General features: G+C 70.6%; 20 protein-coding genes. 12 read left to right on the top strand and 8 right to left on the bottom strand.

Features of this window, described 5'->3' with window-relative positions; translation table 11 throughout:
- The first annotated feature begins 36 nt into the window (after positions 1–36).
- The 3 genes from AB0K00_RS01115 to AB0K00_RS01105 all read left to right on the top strand — a co-directional run bounded on the left by AB0K00_RS01115 (position 37) and on the right by AB0K00_RS01105 (position 4,971).
- A complete protein-coding gene (locus AB0K00_RS01115; RefSeq protein WP_033363218.1) occupies positions 37–393 on the top strand; it encodes an Lsr2 family protein in 357 nt (118 codons plus the stop codon).
- A gap of 397 nt (positions 394–790) precedes the next feature.
- Complete coding sequence (locus AB0K00_RS01110) at positions 791–3,328, top strand: ATP-dependent Clp protease ATP-binding subunit (protein WP_363513315.1); 2,538 nt, start codon at positions 791–793, stop codon at positions 3,326–3,328.
- Positions 3,329–4,077: 749 nt separating this feature from the next.
- Positions 4,078–4,971, top strand: coding sequence for a hypothetical protein (locus tag AB0K00_RS01105; RefSeq protein WP_363513312.1), 894 nt, complete (start codon positions 4,078–4,080; stop codon positions 4,969–4,971).
- Here the strand turns inward: AB0K00_RS01105 and AB0K00_RS01100 are convergent.
- Both AB0K00_RS01100 and AB0K00_RS01095 read right to left on the bottom strand, forming a co-directional pair.
- Positions 4,959–5,864 (bottom strand): polysaccharide deacetylase family protein, encoded by a 906-nt coding sequence (locus AB0K00_RS01100; RefSeq protein ID WP_363513309.1) that lies wholly within the window; start codon positions 5,862–5,864, stop codon positions 4,959–4,961. The genes AB0K00_RS01105 and AB0K00_RS01100 overlap by 13 nt on opposite strands.
- Before the next feature lie 84 nt (positions 5,865–5,948).
- Positions 5,949–6,821, bottom strand: coding sequence for an A/G-specific adenine glycosylase (locus AB0K00_RS01095; RefSeq protein WP_363514965.1), 873 nt, complete (start codon positions 6,819–6,821; stop codon positions 5,949–5,951).
- Between the two features lie 17 nt (positions 6,822–6,838).
- Between AB0K00_RS01095 and AB0K00_RS01090 the strand changes: the two genes are divergently transcribed.
- From AB0K00_RS01090 to AB0K00_RS01080, 3 genes are read left to right on the top strand one after another with little or no spacing between them, the layout of a single operon-like run.
- On the top strand, positions 6,839–7,351 hold the full coding sequence (locus AB0K00_RS01090) for an ACT domain-containing protein (RefSeq protein WP_363513306.1): 513 nt from the start codon (positions 6,839–6,841) through the stop codon (positions 7,349–7,351).
- On the top strand, positions 7,348–7,851 hold the full coding sequence (gene def, locus AB0K00_RS01085) for a peptide deformylase (RefSeq protein WP_363513303.1): 504 nt from the start codon (positions 7,348–7,350) through the stop codon (positions 7,849–7,851). The genes AB0K00_RS01090 and def overlap by 4 nt, the downstream gene beginning before the upstream one ends.
- Before the next feature lie 60 nt (positions 7,852–7,911).
- Positions 7,912–8,568 (top strand): hypothetical protein, encoded by a 657-nt coding sequence (locus AB0K00_RS01080; RefSeq protein WP_363513300.1) that lies wholly within the window; start codon positions 7,912–7,914, stop codon positions 8,566–8,568.
- 17 nt (positions 8,569–8,585) lie between these two features.
- Here AB0K00_RS01080 and disA read toward each other — a convergent pair whose 3' ends face one another.
- Entirely contained in the window at positions 8,586–9,707 is a 1,122-nt protein-coding gene (gene disA, locus AB0K00_RS01075) for a DNA integrity scanning diadenylate cyclase DisA (protein WP_363514962.1), read from the bottom strand.
- A 122-nt stretch (positions 9,708–9,829) separates the two neighbouring features.
- Here disA and AB0K00_RS01070 point away from each other — a divergent pair, with 122 nt between their 5' ends.
- Positions 9,830–10,420 carry a hypothetical protein gene (locus AB0K00_RS01070; RefSeq protein WP_363513297.1) on the top strand — a complete coding sequence of 197 codons (591 nt, stop codon included), beginning with the start codon at positions 9,830–9,832 and terminating at the stop codon, positions 10,418–10,420.
- A gap of 667 nt (positions 10,421–11,087) precedes the next feature.
- Here the strand turns inward: AB0K00_RS01070 and AB0K00_RS01065 are convergent.
- The 4 genes from AB0K00_RS01065 to AB0K00_RS01050 all read right to left on the bottom strand — a co-directional run bounded on the left by AB0K00_RS01065 (position 11,088) and on the right by AB0K00_RS01050 (position 14,515).
- Positions 11,088–11,378: a hypothetical protein gene (locus tag AB0K00_RS01065; RefSeq protein ID WP_363513294.1), complete on the bottom strand. Its 291-nt coding sequence runs from the start codon at positions 11,376–11,378 to the stop codon at positions 11,088–11,090.
- Between the two features lie 47 nt (positions 11,379–11,425).
- Entirely contained in the window at positions 11,426–12,835 is a 1,410-nt protein-coding gene (gene radA / locus AB0K00_RS01060; protein ID WP_363513292.1) for a DNA repair protein RadA, read from the bottom strand.
- A 37-nt stretch (positions 12,836–12,872) separates the two neighbouring features.
- Positions 12,873–13,607: a hypothetical protein gene (locus AB0K00_RS01055; RefSeq protein WP_363513289.1), complete on the bottom strand. Its 735-nt coding sequence runs from the start codon at positions 13,605–13,607 to the stop codon at positions 12,873–12,875.
- A gap of 86 nt (positions 13,608–13,693) precedes the next feature.
- Positions 13,694–14,515: a UbiA family prenyltransferase gene (locus tag AB0K00_RS01050; protein ID WP_363513286.1), complete on the bottom strand. Its 822-nt coding sequence runs from the start codon at positions 14,513–14,515 to the stop codon at positions 13,694–13,696.
- A gap of 45 nt (positions 14,516–14,560) precedes the next feature.
- Here AB0K00_RS01050 and AB0K00_RS01045 point away from each other — a divergent pair, with 45 nt between their 5' ends.
- Both AB0K00_RS01045 and AB0K00_RS01040 read left to right on the top strand, forming a co-directional pair.
- Positions 14,561–15,271, top strand: coding sequence for a methyltransferase domain-containing protein (locus tag AB0K00_RS01045; protein ID WP_363513283.1), 711 nt, complete (start codon positions 14,561–14,563; stop codon positions 15,269–15,271).
- Between the two features lie 20 nt (positions 15,272–15,291).
- Positions 15,292–16,308, top strand: coding sequence for a type III polyketide synthase (locus AB0K00_RS01040; protein WP_363513281.1), 1,017 nt, complete (start codon positions 15,292–15,294; stop codon positions 16,306–16,308).
- Here AB0K00_RS01040 and AB0K00_RS01035 read toward each other — a convergent pair.
- Positions 16,297–17,076, bottom strand: coding sequence for a hypothetical protein (locus AB0K00_RS01035; protein ID WP_363513278.1), 780 nt, complete (start codon positions 17,074–17,076; stop codon positions 16,297–16,299). The genes AB0K00_RS01040 and AB0K00_RS01035 overlap by 12 nt on opposite strands.
- A gap of 365 nt (positions 17,077–17,441) precedes the next feature.
- Between AB0K00_RS01035 and AB0K00_RS01030 the strand changes: the two genes are divergently transcribed.
- Genes AB0K00_RS01030 through AB0K00_RS01020 form a run of 3 tightly spaced genes read left to right on the top strand, consistent with a single transcriptional unit; the run spans position 17,442 to position 19,243 of the window.
- Entirely contained in the window at positions 17,442–17,927 is a 486-nt protein-coding gene (locus AB0K00_RS01030; RefSeq protein ID WP_033363204.1) for a CarD family transcriptional regulator, read from the top strand.
- Positions 17,928–17,966: 39 nt separating this feature from the next.
- Positions 17,967–18,695: a 2-C-methyl-D-erythritol 4-phosphate cytidylyltransferase gene (ispD, locus tag AB0K00_RS01025; RefSeq protein WP_363513275.1), complete on the top strand. Its 729-nt coding sequence runs from the start codon at positions 17,967–17,969 to the stop codon at positions 18,693–18,695.
- 2 nt (positions 18,696–18,697) lie between these two features.
- Positions 18,698–19,243 carry a hypothetical protein gene (locus tag AB0K00_RS01020; protein WP_363513272.1) on the top strand — a complete coding sequence of 182 codons (546 nt, stop codon included), beginning with the start codon at positions 18,698–18,700 and terminating at the stop codon, positions 19,241–19,243.
- The last annotated feature ends 49 nt before the right edge of the window (positions 19,244–19,292 follow it).

The following is a 19,292-nucleotide window of genomic DNA, read 5'->3' as shown; positions in this document are numbered from 1 at the left end:
CAACGCGGGGCGGACTTCCTCGAAGGGAATACGACAGTGGCCAAGCGGACCATCCACGTGCTGGTCGACGACATCGACGGCGGGGACGCCGACGAGACCGTGAAGTTCGCGCTCGACGGCGTTCAGTATGAGATCGACCTCTCGAAGAAGAACGCGACGAAGCTGCGTGACGCGTTCGGGCCGTTCCTCGGTGCGGCCACGAAGGTCGGTCGGGGTGGCGTCGTGGTCGGAGGACGTGCCGCCAGTGCGCGTGGTCGCGGTGGAGCCGCCGCGGATCGCGAGCAGAACAAGGCGATTCGGGAATGGGCTCAGAACAAGGGCATCAAGGTCTCCGACCGGGGCCGCATCAAGCAGGAAATCGTGGACCGCTACAACGCCGAAGCGGGCCGTTAGCGATCGTTGACCGTTTTCGTCCTGAGCGGTCGTTTTGGGGTTCTTTCAGCAGCCTGCACCCACCGTGGTCAACCAGCCACGGTGGGTGACTTGTATCTGACGTCGATTTCGCTCTTGGCGTACGGGCGTGACCGCCGGAACAAGGCAGCGGATGCTCGCGTTGGGCAAAACGCCGGGTACACGCGTTCCGGACGGGTAAGCAAGTACCACGCAACGACTGCGACATGGTCCGACGGTGGGGTGCGGCAATGGCGCACACCCGCAATGTGTCGGCTTACGGCGATAGAGTGATGGCACGGTCACGTTGGCGTCCGACAGAGCTTCGGCGTGGCGACCTCCCAAGGGGGGTTCCGCGGCAGGGGCGGCGGCGACGGACACGGCACGTGAAGGAGCAGGGATGTTCGAGCGGTTCACCGACCGAGCACGACGGGTTGTCGTCCTGGCGCAGGAAGAAGCCCGGATGCTCAACCACAACTACATCGGCACCGAGCACATCCTGCTCGGCCTCATCCACGAGGGTGAGGGCGTGGCGGCCAAGGCGCTTGAGAGCCTCGGCATCTCGCTGGAGGGTGTCCGCCAGCAGGTCGAGGAGATCATCGGCCAAGGGCAGCAGGCGCCGAGCGGGCACATCCCGTTCACGCCACGCGCCAAAAAGGTGCTGGAGCTGTCCCTCCGCGAGGCGCTGCAGCTCGGGCACAACTACATCGGCACGGAGCACATCCTGCTGGGTCTGATCCGCGAGGGTGAGGGCGTCGCCGCCCAGGTCCTCGTGAAGCTCGGCGCTGACCTCAACCGGGTCCGCCAGCAGGTCATCCAGCTGCTCTCCGGCTACCAGGGCAAGGAGCCGGCCGCCGCCGGCACCGGCGCCCCCGGGGAGGCCGCTCCGTCGACCAGCCTGGTGCTCGACCAGTTCGGTCGAAACCTGACCCAGGCTGCCCGCGAAGGCAAGCTCGACCCGGTCATCGGGCGCGAGAAGGAAATCGAGCGGGTCATGCAGGTTCTGTCCCGCCGCACCAAGAACAACCCGGTGCTCATCGGCGAGCCCGGCGTCGGCAAGACGGCCGTGGTCGAGGGCCTGTCCCAGCGCATCATCAAGGGCGAGGTGCCCGAGACGCTCAAGGACAAGCAGCTCTACACGCTCGACCTCGGTGCGCTCGTTGCCGGCTCCCGCTACCGCGGTGACTTCGAGGAGCGCCTGAAGAAGGTCCTCAAGGAGATCCGCACCCGCGGCGACATCATCCTGTTCATCGACGAGATCCACACCCTCGTCGGTGCCGGTGCCGCTGAGGGCGCGATCGACGCCGCGTCCATCCTCAAGCCGATGCTGGCCCGTGGCGAGCTGCAGACCATCGGCGCGACCACCCTGGACGAATACCGCAAGCACCTCGAGAAGGACGCCGCGCTCGAGCGGCGCTTCCAGCCGATCCAGGTGGGTGAGCCGTCACTGGCGCACACCATCGAGATCCTCAAGGGCCTGCGCGACCGTTACGAGGCGCACCACCGGGTGACGATCACCGACGCCGCCCTGGTCGCCGCCGCAACGCTGGCCGACCGCTACATCTCCGACCGCTTCCTGCCGGACAAGGCGATCGACCTGATCGACGAGGCCGGCGCGCGGATGCGCATCCGCCGGATGACCGCGCCGCCAGACCTGCGTGACTTCGACGAGCGCATCGCACAGGTGCGCCGCGACAAGGAGTCCGCGATCGACGCACAGGACTTCGAGCGTGCCGCGCAGCTGCGCGACAAGGAGAAGCAGCTGCTCGGTCAGAAGGCGCAGCGCGAGAAGGAGTGGAAGGCCGGCGACCTCGACGTCGTGTCCGAGGTCGACGACGAGCAGATCGCCGAGGTCCTGGCGAACTGGACCGGAATCCCGGTCTACAAGCTGACCGAGGAGGAGACCGCACGGCTCCTGCGCATGGAGGACGAGCTGCACAAGCGCCTCGTCGGCCAGGACGACGCGGTCAAGGCGGTCTCGAAGGCCATCCGGCGCACCCGGGCCGGCCTGAAGGACCCGAAGCGCCCCTCCGGCTCGTTCATCTTCGCCGGCCCGTCCGGCGTCGGGAAGACGGAGCTGTCCAAGGCGCTCGCCGAGTTCCTCTTCGGCTCCGAGGACTCGCTGATCCAGCTCGACATGTCGGAGTTCCACGACCGGTATACGGTGTCCCGCCTCGTCGGTGCACCCCCCGGATACGTGGGCTACGACGAGGGTGGCCAGCTGACCGAGAAGGTCCGCCGGCGGCCGTTCTCGGTGGTCCTCTTCGACGAGATCGAGAAGGCCCACCCGGACGTCTTCAACACGCTCCTGCAGATCCTCGAAGACGGTCGTCTCACCGACGGTCAGGGTCGCATCGTGGACTTCAAGAACACGGTGATCATCCTCACCACCAACCTGGGCACCCGCGACGTGGCCAAGGCCGTGTCCCTGGGCTTCCAGGCGTCGGAGGACAACGAGTCCAACTACGAGCGGATGAAGCAGAAGGTCAACGACGAGCTGAAGCAGCACTTCCGCCCGGAGTTCCTCAACCGCATCGACGACACGATCGTCTTCCACCAGCTCATGCAGGACCAGATCCTGGGCATCGTCGACCTGATGATCGCCCGCATCGAGTCCCAGCTCCGCAACAAGGACATGGGCCTCGAGCTGACCGACAACGCCAAGAAGTTCCTGGCGAACAAGGGCTATGACCCGGTGCTGGGCGCGCGGCCGCTGCGCCGCACGATCCAGCGGGAGATCGAGGACGCACTCTCCGAGCGCATCCTGTTCAACGAGCTCCGCCCGGGCCAGATCGTCGTCATCGACTGCGAGGGCGACCCCGCCCAGTTCGAGAAGGCCAAGCTGGTCTTCAGCGGCGCCGACCGCCCGGGCGACGTCCCGGACGGCGTCCCCGCCGAGCTGACCAAGGGCGGCTCGACCGAGGAGTCCGCGGCGTAAACACGAGCACACTGAGCGAGGCCCCCGACCTGCTGGTCGGGGGCCTCTGCCGTTCTTCCCGCCCGGCCGCCCCGGCGCCGCGACGTCCCGCCCGGCCGCCCCGGCGCCGCGACGTCCTGTCCGGCCGCCCCGGCGCCGCGGCGTCCTGTCCGGCCGCCCCTGCGCCGCGGCGTCCTGTCCGGCCGCCCCTGTGCCGCGGCGTCCTGTCCGGCCGCTCCTGTGCCGCGGCGTCCTGTCCGGCCGCTCCTGTGCCGCGGCGTCCTGTCCGGCCGCCCCTGCGGCACGGCGTCCCGGGTCGGTCAGCCTGCGGTGTGTGGGATCGGGGCCGCCGCAAGCCGGACGTCGGCCATCGACTGCGGAGTGCCACACCCCGGACGGCGATCTGCACCACTGCCCGTGAATCAAATGACCCCCTGGTCGCCCGCGGGACTGGTCCGGTGACGTGCGCAGGCGTTGTGCGGGGAACCGGCTGCAACTCCGACGTTCGAACGGCCCATCTGCAGGCGTGTCCGTTTCGCGCCGAACATGTGATTGTTCACATAAAAAGGGATCGGCGGGGCGGCGCTCGGAGGGATGGGTCGTCTTTTGGGCGCGACGTCAAGGTTGCATCGGTGGAAGCGATGGGCGGCGGTGGTCGACTGTGGGGGACGTCGATCGGGCGGGGGGAATGTCACGCGCGGGTGGGGTTGGTGGCGAGGCGGGAGTTGTCGGGGGTCCGTGAAGCGGGTTGCCGGGATACGTTGCCTGGCGTGACTGGGTGGTGGCGGGATTTCGGGGCGGCGCGGTTCGGGCGGCCGGCCTCGCCGCGGCCGATTGTCCGGCCCGCGTTGCTGGCACGGCTCGATCAGGCGTTCGCCGAGCCCGGCCAGGAGGACGCGGTCCAGCCAGTGGTGACCGTCGTGGCGGGCAGCGGGGCGGGTAAGAGCATCCTGCTGGCGCAATGGGCGGAGGCTCGTCGGGCGGTCATGGTCCAACTGGACAACGGCCGGGTGCCGGCGGCCGGTGACGGTGCCGTGGTGGTGCTGGACGGTATCGAGAACCTGCCGCTGGACGGGGCCGGGTGGCGCCGCGTCGTCGAGCTGGTCGGGGTCGTCCCGCTGGTGCTCAGTGGCCGGGAGCCGATTCCCGTGGCCGCGGTGGATCGGCTCGGTGCGGGGCATCTGGTGTTTGCCGAGGACGAGACGTACCAGGTGCTGGCGGCGGCGCTCGCAGATGCAGCAGGGGCGGACGGGCTCGCGCCGGACCTGCACCTGCTGACCGGTGGCTGGCCGGCGCTGGTCGGGCTGGCGGCGGCGTGGCTGGCGCGGCTGCCCATGCCGGAGCGCGGCACCAGCCTGCGGCAGCTGGCCAGGGTCGACGAGCCGCTGCAGGAGCATCTGGTCGGGGTACTGCTGCAGACCCTGCACCACGACGAGCGGGAGTTCGTGCGGCGGCTCGCGCACCTGCCGGCGATCGACGCCGCCACCGCCGACGCGCTGGACCTGACCGAGGACCTTGGCGGGCTGCCGCCCATCGTGCTGCCGGTGATCGGGAGTGGCGGGCGCTACGCCGTGCCGGAGCCGCTGCGGAGAACGATCCAGCAGCGCCTGCCGTTGGCTGAGCACGAACGGCGGGCGCTGCTGGAGGCGTTTCAGGGGATGTAGTCCTCCAGCAGGGCCGGGGTGAGGCCGGCGGCCTTGATGGCCTGGAGGGCGGCGATGAAGTCGTCGACGAACCGGTCGCGGAAGTGCATCAGGATGATGTCGCCGCGCTGGACCGTGTTGCCGGACTGGTAGCGCACGATGCCCTTGTCGACGGTTTCCTTCCAGAAGAAGGCGGCGTGCATGCCGCAGTCGTGGGCGGCCTTCAGCGTCGTGTCGTCCTTGTCGCCGTACGGTGGGCGGAAGAGGACGGGGCGGCGGCCGTACCACTGCCCGAGCTTGTCCGCGGAGTCGCAGATCTCCCTGCGCTGGACCGCGTAGGACTTGCCCTTCAGGTTCTGGTGGGTGACCGTGTGCGCCTCGATCACGGCGCCGGCGTCCTGGAGGCGCTTGAAGTACGGCGGGTCGTTCCTGATCGCGTCGATCATGAGGAAGAGCGTCACCGGGACGTCGGCCTGCTTGAACAGCTCGAGGGCCTCGGGTCGCTTGATCTGGCCGTCGTCGATGGTGATGAACGCGACGGGCTGATCGGTCGGGATGCGGGCGTAGTACGGCACGGACCCGCCCTCGGGCAGGTGGACCTTGTCGGCCTTCGGCGGGCGGTCGAACTTCGGCAGCCGGCTCGCGTAGTTGGTGCCGGCCGGGGGCGCCGCGGCGGTGGACTGCGTCTTCGTGGCGGAAGGCTTGGCCGACGGTGACGACGACGCCGACCGCGAGGCGGCCGGCGAGGCGGAGTCGGTCGGTGAGGCCGGGAACGCGCTGGCTGACGGGGCCCGTGATGCGCCGGCGTCTGTCCACTGGGGACCGCCGGACGGGTGGCTGCCGCAGCCCGCGAGCGTCGCGGCGGCAAGCAGCGCGACGACGGCCCGGCGTGCCCTGGCGTGAGGGATGAGCACGACGCGAGCCTATCCATGGATTCACCCGAAAGGAGGCCCGGAAAGTGTGGGAAAAACTAGATGAACCGGCTGCAACCCTCGGGGTCACCCTGGCAACGTGAACGTCCCGGCGCGCTCCCGGACCAGCCCGTCCTCGAGCAGCCCGCGCAGCGCCCGGCCGCGCTGGACCTCGTCGTCCCAGACCAGGTCGAGCCGCGCGGCGGGCACCGGGTCGTCGCTGGCCCGCAGTACTGCGAGGAGCAGGCCGCGCACGTGCCGGTCCGTGCCGTGGTACCGCTGGGTGCGCCGGCTGGGCCCGGTGGACGCCGGCGAGCCGGCGATGCGCCAGGCACAGACGGCCAGCAGGGGACACTCCTCACAGCGCGGCGCGCGGGCGGTGCAGATCACCGCACCGAGCTCCATGAACGCAACGGAGGCGCGGGCCGCCGCCTCGTGGTCCTCGGGCAGCAGCACCTCGACCGCCCGCAGGTCCGCGGGGGTGGTCGCCGCGCCGCCGTCGGCACTGCCGTCGACGACCCTGGCCACGACCCTGCGGACGTTGGTGTCCACCACGGGGTGGCGCTGGCGGAAGGCGAACGCGGCGACCGCCCGGGCGGTATACATGCCGATGCCCGGCAATGCGAGCAGCGCGTCGACGTCGTCGGGCACCTCGCCGTCGTGCCGCTCCACGATCGCCGCGGCGCACGCGTGCAGGCGCAGGGCGCGCCGCGGGTAGCCGAGCCGGTCCCAGGCGCGGATGGCCTCGCCGGGCGGGTCCGCGGCCAGGTGCGCGGGCGTGGGCCAGCGCTCCATCCAGCGCCGCCAGGCGGGGTCCACCCTGGACACCTGGGTCTGCTGCAGCATGACCTCGCTGACCAGCACACCCCACGGGGTCGCGTCGGGCTGCCGCCATGGGAGGTCACGGGCGTTGGCGTCGTACCAACTGGTGACGGTCTGTGAAAGGGCTAGAGAGGCGATAAGGAAGGATAAGCCAGGTGAACGAGTACGCCGTCACCGTCATCGGCCATGACCGCCCCGGCATCATCGCCGACGTCGCGGAGATCCTCGCGGGGCTGGGCCTCAACCTCACCGACTCGACCATGACCCGCCTGCGCGGGCACTTCGCAATGACGCTGGTCTGCGCCGGGTCCGTGTCCGCCGGCGAGGTCGAGCTGGCGCTGGCGCCGCTGACCGCCGACCGGACGCTGCTGGTCACCGTCCGGGAGGTCGGCGAGGACCTGGTCGAGGCCCCGCGGGGCGCGCACTACGTGCTGACCGTGCACGGGGCGGACCGGCTCGGCATCGTGGCGGCGCTCAGCCGTACCGTGGCGGCCGCCGGGGGCAACATCACCGACCTGACGACCAGGCTGGCCGGCAACCTCTACGTCGTCGTGGCCGAGGTCGACGCGCCCGGTGCGATGGGCGACCTCGCCGCCGCGATCGACAGGGTCGCGGCCGAGTTGGGGGTCGAGGCCACGCTGCGCCCGGCCGAAGCGGATCTGATGTGACCGTCCTGCAGGTCGTCCAGGCGCCCGCCGCGGTGCTGGGTGCGGCGGGCAAGGCCGTGGACCCGCTCGCCGACGACATCGTCCAGCTCGCCGCGGACCTCGTCGACACGATGCGGGTCTCGCCCGGCTGCGTCGGGCTCGCCGCGCCGCAGGTGGGCGTCGGCGCGCAGGTGTTCGCCGTCGACGTGACCGGGCATCCGAAGGCCCGCACCGTGCACGGCACGCTTGTGCTGTGCAACGCGCGGGTCGTTGAGGCCTCGCAATGGCAGAAGGGCCGCGAGGGCTGCATGTCGGTGCCCGACCTCACCGGTGACGTGAAGCGCGCCAACCGGCTCGTGGTCGCCGGTCAGCTGCCCGGCACCGGTGAAGAGATCGAGATCACTACCGACGCGTTCGAGGCGCGGGCCCTGCAGCACGAGATCGACCATTGCGCTGGGTTACTGTTCCTCGATCGTGTCGCCGGGGCGCACGCCGTTTACGCCCGCAAGGTCTATCTCTGAGCGGTCTACACGGCGCGCCGCCCCCTGCGCTACCCGTTCCCTCGATACGGTGAGTACATCATGAAGCTGACGGTTGGCCCGCTTCCCGCTGGCGTGTACTGGCGGCGTCGCGCCATCATCGGCGGGGCGCTGCTCATCGTGGTGCTCATGCTCTGGGCGCAGTGCTCCGGGCCGGATCCGAAGCGGACGCCCGCCTCGGCGCAGTCCCCGTCCGCCGGCGTGACGACCGCGGCCGACCCGACGCCGACGGTGCAGACCCCGACGACCGGCGAAGCGGTCACCGGCACGCCCACCTCGCCGGCCTCCTCCGGGCCGGCCGTCGCCTCGTCGCTGCCGGTCTGTGCCGACGCCGACCTTTCCCTGGTCGCGTCGCCCGAGCAGCCGGTGCAGTTCCGCGGGGCATACCTGAAGTTCACCATCAAGATCAAGAACACGTCGGCCCGGGACTGCACCCGCGACCTGGGCGCCGACTACCAGGAGCTGTACCTGCAGGTCGGCGCGCTGAAGATGTGGTCGTCGGACCAGTGCGAGGCCCCGCACGGCAGCCAGCCCACGACGCTGAAGCCCTCGATCGAGGTCTCGTTCTCGACCACCTGGAACGGCAAGGCCACCAACAACGGTTGCGCCAACCGGGAGGTCCCGCCGGCCGGCAAGTACGAACTGGTCGGCCGCCTCGACACGAAGCTGAGCGCGCCGGTCCAGGTCCAGCTGACCTGAGACCTTCCGCGGCTTCCTTAGACGTATCGCTCCAAGATCGACGCCTCGGCGAGCCGGCTCAGACCTTCCCGCACGCCGCGTGCCCTCGCGTCGCCGACGCCGTCGACGGCCTGCAGGTCCTCGACCGTCGCGCCGAGCAGCCGCTGCAGGCTGCCGAAGTGCTCGACGAGCCGGTCCACGACGAGCGTGGGCAGCCGCGGCACCTTCGCCAGCAGCCGGAACCCACGCGGCGACACCGCGGCATCCAGCGCGTCGCTGGCCCCCGGGTAGCCGAGCGACTTCGCGACCGCGACCAGGTCGATCAGCTCCGTCGCCGTCAACGCGTCCAGCTCGTCCAGCGCGTCGTCCGACGTGCGGCTGCGCCGCCCAGACGGCAGGTAGTCCCGGATCACCAGCGTCCGGTCCGCCTCGACGCCCGCCATCAGCTCCTCGAGCTGCAGCGCCAGCAGCCGCCCGTCCGTGCCCAGCTCCACCACGTAACCGGCGATCTCGTCGGCGATGCGGCGCACCATCTCCAGCCGCTGCACCACCGCCACCGCGTCGCGCACGGTGACGAGATCCTCGATCTCCAGTGCCGACAGCGTCCCGCTCACCTCGTCGAGGCGCAGCTTGTACCGCTCCAGCGTGGCCAACGCCTGATTCGCCTTCGACAGGATCGCGGCCGAGTCGTCCAGCACGTGCCGCTGCCCGTTGACATACAGGCCGATGATCCGCATCGACTGGCTCACCGAGATCACCGGGAACCCTGCCTGCTTGGCGACCCGCTCCGCCGTGCGATGCCGCGTCCCCGACTCCTCCGACGGGATCGTCGGGTCCGGCATGAGGTGCACGGCCGCCCTGACAATTCTCGTGCCGTCACTCGACAGGACGACCGCACCGTCCATTTTGCACAGCTCACGCAGCCGCGTCGCGGAGAACTCGACGTCCAGCGGGAACCCGCCGGTGCACAGCTGCTCGACCACCTTGTCGTAGCCGAGCACGATCAGGGCACCCGTGCGCCCACGAAGAATGCGCTCCAGCCCGTCGCGCAGCACCGTCCCGGGCGCCATCAGGGCAAGCGTCGCACGCAAGGGGTCGGCAACGGCCCAGGCCCCGTTGAGGCCGGTATGGGAACCGCCCCTGCTGGGCTCGCGGTCGATCGGCACCCGCACAGTCTACGGATGGTCGGACATCCGGTGCTGGTGCGGTATCGACCCAGCCCGTAGAGTGGGCGGACGCCATCAGCCGATGGATCGTAGTTGATGTCTGTGAGGTCCCACCGGTGGCCGGTCCGGAGCGGATCGAGTGGCGGCGCAGCTTCCCGTCCCGCTCCCTGGTGACCCTGGCGTGGTACGTGCTTTCCGCCGCCCTCGCCGTCGGCATCGTGCGCGGCCTCTTCGCCGACGAGCCCGAGGTCCTCGCCTCCGGCTCCGGCAACCCACTCGCCGACCTTCCGATGTGGACGGTCGTCCTCGCCGCCATCGGCGCGATCCCGTTCGTCCTCGCCGTCGCCCGCCGCCCGCGCGTGGGCGCCAACCACTTCGCCCTGACCGTCCGCCCCGGCTGGATCCGCACCCTGGTCCTGCCGTGGTCCCGGGTCGCGCAGGTGACGCTGATGGAGATCGGCGGGGAGCGGTACCTGCTGGTCAGGCTCCGGGCCGGCCTGGACCGCACCGGCACCAACCCGGCGTGGCTGGACCAGAACGTCATCCGCGAACTGTCGAAGACCCCGTCGAAACGCGCCAGCGGCTTCGACGTCGCGGTCCGCCTCCGCGACTTCGTCGGCGGCCCGGACGGCCAGTTGGCGGCGCTGGCCGCGTTCGCCCCGGATCAGGTCCTGATCGCGAACCACCTGAACCCGTCCCGCGGCTGACCACCCCTACCCACCGGCCGCCGCCTCGGAGGAGATAGAGAAATCGGGTCCGGGGCACCGATTCCCCTACCCGTTGTCCAGCAATCGCAGACCGGGTTGCGTGCGCGGATCGGCCGCAGGCACCCTCGCCCGCTTCCACGGTTCGTCATCGTGCGTGACGCGCCAGCGGCTTTGACGTCGCGGTCCGCCTCCGCGACTTCGTCGGCGGCCCGGACGGCCAGTTGACGGCGCTGGCCGCGTTCGCCCCGGACCAGATCCTGATCGCGAACCACCTGAACCCATCCCGCGGCTGACCACCCCTACCCACCGGCCGGCCTGCCGCCATAGGTGCGCGTCGGCCAACACCGCCTCGGTAGAGGTAGAGGAGTCGGGGCTGGGGCACCGATTTCTCTACGCTTTGTCCAGCGATCGGGGACCGGCTGCGTGCGAATCGGCCGCAAGCACGCTCGCCGCTTTCCACGGTTCGTCGCCGCGCGTGCGTGAAGAGTCCGCCCGGCGACAGCGAAGGTGTCGCGACCAACGGTGGTGCCGAATCCATCGGATCAACCAAGGCTGCCGCAAGGCCACCGCATCGCACCGCGGAATCCGCGCCCAAGGTGCGGTCGGGGCAGGCTTCGACCTGCTGCGGAAGCGTGTCCTGCTCGCCCCGTGAGGAGCTGTGGGCCGATCAGTCTCCGCAGAACCACAGGTACCGGTGCGATCCCTGCTCGACCATCGCGGCGAGCCTGCGGATCTCCACCTGGGCGCGCTCAGGAATCACGCCGGCTGGCAACCGCTCCAACTCGCCCAGCAACAGCGGAACCTGCCGCTGGTTGAACACGGTGTCCAGATACGCGCAGAGCCCGGCAAGCATCGGAAACACCGAGCTGTCGAGATCGATCAGCTCCTGCGTCCACTCGAAGCCTCGCGCACGCTCCAGAACACGCCGAGACTCGTCCCGAACTTGAAGGTCGATCACCGGACCCACCGTATCGAACCTGCGTGCGCCCGAGGCCCCAGGCAGTGTCAGCGCGGGTCGACCTCGCTGGCGGCTTTCACCGCATAGTGCAGGGCGGTCCGCACGTCGCCGACCTCCAGCACCCGCATCCCCGGAGGCGTGACGCCCGTGGCGGCCGGCCCACAGCCCGGTGGGACGAGCGCGAACCGAAACCCCAGCCGCGCCGCCTCCGCGAGCCGCCGGGGCACCGCACCCACCCGGCGGACCTCGCCGGTCAGGCCGACCTCGCCGACCACCACCAGGTCGGGCGGCATCGGCAGGTCGTGGGCGGCCGAGGCGGCGGCGAGCGCCAGGGCCAGGTCGATGGCCGGCTCCGTGACCTTCAGCCCGCCGACCGTCGCGGCATAGACCTCGCGGTCGTGCAGCTGGATCTGCGCCCGCTGCTGGAGCACGGCGATGATCATCGCGAGCCGGGCCGAGTCGAGGCCGCTGACCGTGCGGCGGGGTGAGCCCGGGGTCTGGGCGCCGATCAGCGTCTGCACCTCGGCGACCAGGGCGCGGCGGCCCTCCATGGCGACGGAGACGCAGGTGCCGGAGACGGCGTCGGCATAGCGGGTGAGGAACAGGCCGCTGGGGTCGGGCAGGCTGGTGATGCCGCCCTCGTGCATCTCGAAGCAGCCCACCTCGTCGGCGGCGCCGAAACGGTTCTTCAGGCCGCGGACCATGCGCAGCGAGGAGTGCTTGTCGCCCTCGAAGTTGAGCACCACGTCGACGAGGTGCTCCAGGACGCGGGGGCCGGCGACGTTGCCGTCCTTGGTGACGTGGCCGACGAGGACGGTGGCGAGGCCGCGTTCCTTGGCGATCGCGACGAGGGCGGCGGTGACGGCGCGGACCTGGGTGACGCCGCCGGCGACGCCGTCGGTGCCGGGCACGGAGATGGTCTGCACCGAGTCGAGGATGAGCAGGCCGGGCTTGACCGCGTCGAGGTGGCCGAGGACCGCGCCCAGGTCGCTCTCGGCGGCCAGATAGAGCCGCTCGTGCAGGGCGCCGATGCGCTCGGCGCGTAGGCGGACCTGGCTCACCGACTCCTCGCCGCTGATCACGAGGGACGGGGTGTCGCCGTGCTTGGCCCATTGCTGGGCGACGTCGAGCAGGAGGGTGGACTTGCCGACGCCGGGCTCGCCGGCGAGCAGGACGACGGCGCCGGGGACGATGCCGCCGCCGAGGACCCGGTCGAACTCGGCCACGCCGGTCGGGCGGGCCTTGGCCGGGGCGGCGCTGATCTCGGCGATGGGGCGGGCCGGCTCCAGCGGGGCGCGGCTCGGGACGGCGCGCAGGGCGGACGGGCCGAGCGCGGCCAGCGGAGAGGACTCGATGATCGAGCCCCACTCACCGCACTCGGGGCACCGTCCGATCCACTTGGCCGGCCGGTGCCCGCACACGTCGCACTGGTAGGCAGCGCCCCTGGTCTTCGTCACCCCCGAAAGCTAGCCCACGGGTATGACAAAAACGCTTCTACTCTTCGTGCTCCACGACCGAGCTCGGCTTCGGCAGCGGGCTCAGCGGCACCGTCATCGGCAGCTCGGGCAGCTTGATCGTGGTGGTGCTGCCGTCGGCGTAGGTGAAGGTGAACGTCACGTCCGCGAGCGCGGAGCCGGCCAGAAGCTCCTCGCCGGTCAGCTTCTCGACCGCGAGGTAGGTCTTGGTGCTCTGGCTCAGCGCCACGAACCCGCCGACGGGGATCTCGATGCTGATCTTCGACGAGCCGACCACGGCGGGCGTGGGCGACGGCGTCGGCGACTTCGACGCGGACGGCGAGGTCGACGGTGAGGAGGACGCCGAAGTAGACCCGGAGCGCGAAACCGACGGTGCCGGCGCGGCCGCCGCGGAAGTGGCAGCCGGAGCGGGCGCGGCCGAAGCGCCACCCACCAGCACGACGCTGCCGGCGGAACCGGCCGTCACGCCGGTCAGCTTCACGGACTGCCGGGCGTTGTTGAACAGCCGGACCTCGATCGGCACGACACTGCCGGGCTTGTACGCGCCGGCATACGCCACGACGCCCTCGCGCAGCGCGATCAGGCCGTCGGCGCTCTGGGCGCTGACGCCCGGCACCGCGGCGACCTGGTTGTCGGTCTGCGTGATCTGACCTGCGCTGCATCCGGAGAGCAGGCCGACGCCGAGCGCGGCGGAAGCCAGCAGCGCGGCGCCCAGCATTGAGCGGCGGCGGGCAGCCGGAATCGTACGCGTCACCTTGGGTCCTCCATCTGGATCGGGCGGCCGACTACAGCCTAGATGCCGTTGATCGGCCGATCACGCGCACCCTGACCCTGCCCCGGTCAACCCAGGTTCAGGCCGCTGACCAGCAAGAAAACCACATCGATGAGGGCCACGGCGATGACCGACAGGAAGGGGATGCGGGAGGTGGGGTCGCGGCGCATGGCGAAAACGCCCACGGCGAGTGCGATCAGGGCCACCGCGAGGGTCGGCCAGAACAGCAGCGGCGGCGCCCCCGGCGGCCCGAACGCGAGGAACGCGGTGGCGAGCAGCAGCAGCACGGCCGCGGCGGCGAGCGACCCGCGCCGGCCGAGGAGGTGCGGCAGGCCGCGCACGCCGGTCCGGACGTCGTCGTCGAGATCGGGCAGCGCGTTGACGAAGTGCGCGCCGGCGCCGAGCAGGCCACCGGCGGCCAGGAGCCACACCGGCGGGGTGAGCCCGGCGCCGAGGACGACGAACGCGGGCAGGCAGGCGAACGACACCGCATACGGCAGCACCGAGACGAGCGTGGACTTCAGTGGCCAGTCGTAGAGCAGCGCCGAGATCAAAGCGGCCAAAGCTACAAAACCGGCGGCCACGCCGGACAGAAAACCCAGCGGAATCATCACGAGCGCCGCAATAACACCGAGCACCAGGATCAGCCGCCGCGAGACCGCACCGGTGGCGACCGGCTTGTCGGTACGCCCGACAGCGGCGTCCCGCGGAGCGTCCAGCACGTCGTTGATCCAACCGATGGAGAGCTGGCTGGCCAGTACCGTCGCGGCGGCCGCCAACACACCAGGCCAGGGTCTGTCGAGTCCGAACGACAGCAGGGCGGCGACAGCGGTGACCGCGACCGCCGGCTCCGGATGGCTGGCGCGGACGATCGCGCTTGCAACGGACATCCGGCAAGTGTGGCTGTCGGAGGGGTTCCGTGTCAGTCTCGACCCATGCGAGCGACGCGCCGGGCGCGTAACGATCCTGGTCAGTATGACGACCTGGCCGGGGAGTGGTGGCGTCCCGGTTCGCCGCTGTCGATGTTGTACTGGCTGGCCCGCGCCCGGGCCCGGTTGATCCCACCGGCGGAGCGTGACGGCGCCGTCCTGGTCGACCTCGGCTGCGGCGGCGGGCTGCTCGCCCCGCACGTCGCCGACAAGGGCTACCGGCACGTCGGCGTCGACCTCATCGTGTCGGGGCTGGAGCAGGCCGCCGCGCACGGCGTCGCACCGGTTTTGGCGGACGCGCGGTGGTTGCCGTTCGCCGACGGTACCGTCGATGTCGTCAGCGCGGGTGAACTGCTGGAGCACGTCCCCGACTGGCCGGCCGTGGTCGCCGAGGCGTGCCGCATCCTGCGACCCGGTGGCTGGTTGGTCCTGGACACCCTTGCCGACACGGCCGTGTCCCGGCTGATCGCGGTCCGGCTCGCCGAGGCGGTCATCCCGGCGGTCCGCGGCATCCACGACCCAGCCATGTTCGTCGACCCGCGTGCGCTGCAACAGGCGTGCGCGCGCAACGGCGTGCCACTCGACGTGCGGGGCGTCCGACCGACGTTGCCCGCGCTCGCCCGGTGGCTGGTCACCCGCCGTAACGCAGTGCCGATCGTGCCGACGTTCACCACCGCGATCCTCTACCAGGGGCGCGGCAGAAAGGGGACCCAGTGACAGGTGCCGCGATCGCAGGCATGGGTGTGACATTCCCGGGCCCGATGCGCCAGGACGAGGTGTGGTCGGGCTTCTTCGAGCGGCACTACAACGGGTCCCGCAAGGGGCTGGCCAAGCGGATCTTCGAGAACTCCGGGGTGGTCAGCCGGCACGGGGCGGTCAACCCGCTCATGGAGGACGCGTCGGGCTGGTCGACCGCGAAACGCATGGGGCGTTACCTGACCGAGGCCCTCCCTTTGGGCAAGGACGCCGTCAGCAGCGCGCTGGACGCCGCCGGGCTGCGACCGGATGAGATCGGGTTGTTCGTGGTGTGCTCGTGTACGGGGTACGCCACGCCCGGCCTCGACATCCTCCTGGCCCGCGACCTGGGCATGGCGCCGACCACACAGCGGCTCTTCATCGGGCACATGGGCTGCTATGCCGCCCTGCCGGGGCTCGGCGCCGCGACGGACTTCGTGTCGGCCCGCGGCCGGCCGGCGGTGCTGCTCTGCCTGGAGCTGACCAGCCTGCACGTCCAGCCACCGAGCGAGGATCCGCAGCAGATCGTGGCGCACGCACTGTTCTCTGATGCGGCGGCGGCGGTGGTACTGGTGCCGACGGCCTCCGGCCAGACAGTTGCTGAGATCGCGGCGGTGACCGACACCGCGACGGCGGACCACATGACCTGGGACGTGACCGACCTGGGCTTCCGGATGGGCCTGTCGCCGAAGGTGCCCGACGTCCTGTCCATCTACGTCGCCGACCTGGTCGACGACCTGCTCTCCAGGCACGGGCTGACCCTCGCCGACGTGGACGGCTGGGCGGTGCACCCCGGCGGCCCGAGGATCCTCGACGTGGTCCGCGACCAGCTGGCGCTGCCGGAGTCCGCCCTGGCGGAGTCGCGCGCCACCCTCGCCGATCACGGCAACTGCTCGTCCCCGACCGTCCTGCTGATCATCGACGCACTACGCCGCCGTGCCGCGGGCCCGCCCCGCAACACGGTGGCCCTGGCGTTCGGCCCGGGACTCACGTTGTACGGAACGCTCCTACGCGGTTGACGACGGGGTCACCGCGAGGTTGGCCAGTTCGAAGTCGAAGGAGTCCGCGGTCGTCACCGAGCTGACCGCGCGCAGCACGTGGCCGTCGGCGGCGACCAGGATGGCGGCCGTGGTGCGGCTCGGGGCGAGGAACGGCACCGCCGCGCGGATCGAGCTGTTGGGGTCGGCGAACGCGCGGACCTTCACCTTGTCGTTGAGCCCCGACGGCAGCGACGGGGCCCGGACGCCGACCACCAGCACCTGCGCGGACGGGGCCTTGCTGGCGGCGACGGCGTCGACGGTGCCGGTGATGAGCTCCTCGCAGCTGCACCCCTCGACGAGCAGGACGACGCCGGGGGTGAGATCGCGGATCGGGACCGCCTCGCCCTGTGGGTTGAACAGGCTCAGGCCCGCCAGGGTCACCACGGCGGCCGGAGAAGGTGGGGTGAGTTGCGGGGTGCCGTCGGGATTGCGCCGGGGCCATGCGACGGCGAACAGACTCACCAGCGTCGCGATGACGGCGATCGACATGATCAGCAACGGCACCGCGAGCCCGGGAGAATCGTCGGTGGCCCGGCCGATCGGCTCCGGCTTCAGGTGCAGCCGGCGCCGCCAGCGCCGGCGCATTGCGGCGCGGCGGAATTGTCGACGGATCGATGTGCCGTCGTCGTCGAGTGCGCCCGCATCGTCGGGAATGATGATCGTGCCCCACTCAGGGGGCAGGTCGGGCAGGCCACCACCGTCTTGTGGTCGCTCACCACCGCCGTTGTCGCCGCGCAGCGTGCCCATCGCTGTTCTCCTCGCACCTGCCTCAACTTTCCCTCACCCGACGCCTGCGCGCCAGAGGGGCACCCATCGAGATGCATGAAGAGTTTCCCACGCTCCGCCGCTGGTGGCATCACGGAGAGTGGCGTTCCCGTGGCGTCCTGCCTGATCTGTACGCACTCGCGATAATCAATCGGATATGTCCTACTGCCTGCGCATTTGCGCGCACCCCGGGTTGTTGATCCGTTACGCAGCAGGTTCCACGATTCATGTCAAGCGGGAGAAAGGGGACTCACATGTGTTCTGACCTGCGCGAATGCTGCTCTCTGGGGTGGGACGACAGCGCGTGACCGTGTTACCCTAGACACAGCGAAAGGGGTTTCGAACCTATGGTTTTCAGTGTCGGCGAGACCGTTGTCTACCCCCACCACGGGGCCGCACTCATCGAGGCAATCGAGACTCGGGTCGTCAGGGGCGAGGAGAAGCAGTATCTCGTCCTCAGGGTCGCTCAGGGTGACCTGACGGTGCGGGTGCCCGCCGAAAACGCCGAGATCGTCGGCGTGCGCGAGGTGGTTGGCGAGGAAGGCCTGACCAAGGTCTTCGACGTCCTCCGCGCTCCGCACACCGAGGAGCCGACCAACTGGTCGCGGCGTTACAAGGCGAATCTGGAGAAGTTGGCCTCCGGCAATCCGCTCAAGGTCGCTGAGGTCGTGCGTGACCTGTGGCGTCGTGACCGGGAGCGTGGTTTGTCGGCCGGCGAGAAGCGCATGCTGGCCAAGGCTCGGGACATCCTGGTCGGCGAGGTGGCGCTTGCCGAGAAGAGCACCAAGGATGAGGCCGAGACGCTGCTGGACAAGGTGCTGACCGAGGCCTGACATTTCAGCCCGGCTAATCCTGAAGACGAGGACCGCGACGTGACGGCGCACCCTGGTGTGCGTGGTGACGTCGCGGTCCTCGTGCCTGCTGCGGGCATGGGGGTCCGACTCGGCCCCGGCGCCCCGAAGGCACTGCGGCTCCTGCGAGGGGAGCCGTTGCTCGTGCACGCCGTCCGCCGGGTGGCCGCCGCGCCCAGTGTCGGCTGCATCGTGGTCGCCGCCCCCGCGGACGCCGTCGACGACGTCCGTGCTCTGCTGAGTCCCATTGTTGCCGGTGAGACCTGTGTGACGGCTGAGCCGCCGCTGGGAACTTGCCGGTTGTTCGTGGTCGCCGGTGGGGCGAGCCGGCAGGCTTCCGTGGCGGCCGCGCTGGCCGCCGTACCCGAGGAATTCGGCATCGTGCTGGTCCATGACGCGGCGCGGGCGCTGACCCCACCTGAGCTGGTGGAGGCAGTCGCGGACGCGGTGCGAGGGGGGCACGGCGCGGTCATACCCGTTCTTGCAGTGGTCGACACCATCAAGCAGGTCGACGATTTCGGCGTTGTCGTGGGCACCGTGGACCGCTCCGTGCTGCGTGCCGTCCAGACCCCGCAGGGTTTCCGCCGCGACGTCCTGACCAGCGCACACGCGGCCGCCGTCGACGAGCACACCGACGACGCGGGCATGGCCGAGAAGATCGGCGTCCCCGTGCACACCGTGCCGGGTGCCGAGGCGGCCATGAAGATCACCCGCCCGTTCGACCTGGCCGTCGCCGAGCTGCTGTTCTGACCGTGCGCCGTCCGCCGGTCTGGCTCCTGGATGTCGACGGGGTCATCAACGTGCGCCGTCCCATGTGGGGCCCGGACCTGTGCCGGGGTGCCGCGCGCTCCCAGGGCATCGACTGGCCGATCCGCTGGGCGCCGGCGCTGATCACCCGGATCCGACGGCTGTCCGCCGCGGGCGTCGTCGAGGTCCGCTGGTGCTCGACCTGGTGCCCGGACGCCGATGTGCTGGAGCGGCTGTTCGGGCTGCCCGCGTTCGGCCGGGCGCTCACCGCCGCGGAACTGGACACGGCGGAGGACACCGACCCGCTGAAACTGGCCGCGGCCCGCCAGGTCCTCGCCGACCGGCGCCGCCTCGTCTGGACCGACGACACCGCCGTCCCCGCACCCGGGCCCCTAACCGCCGAGCTGGCCGCCGAGCTGACCGCCGGCGGGCGCGCCCTGCTGATCCGCCCGCATCCCCGCCGCGGCCTCCGCCCGCGGGATCTCGCCCGGATCGAGGCGTTCGCCGCACGGCGGCGCCGGTTAACGTTGGTTGTTTTTTTGTTGGTATAGGCTCAAAAACATGAAATGGAAAAAATTAAAACCCGCCCCCCGGCCGGCG

It is taken from the genome of Dactylosporangium sp. NPDC049525 (assembly GCF_040676755.1).
Taxonomy (GTDB): Bacteria; Actinomycetota; Actinomycetes; order Mycobacteriales; family Micromonosporaceae; genus Dactylosporangium.
Note: the sequence above shows the minus strand (reverse complement) of the source record. Positions and strands in the feature narration are given on the sequence as shown.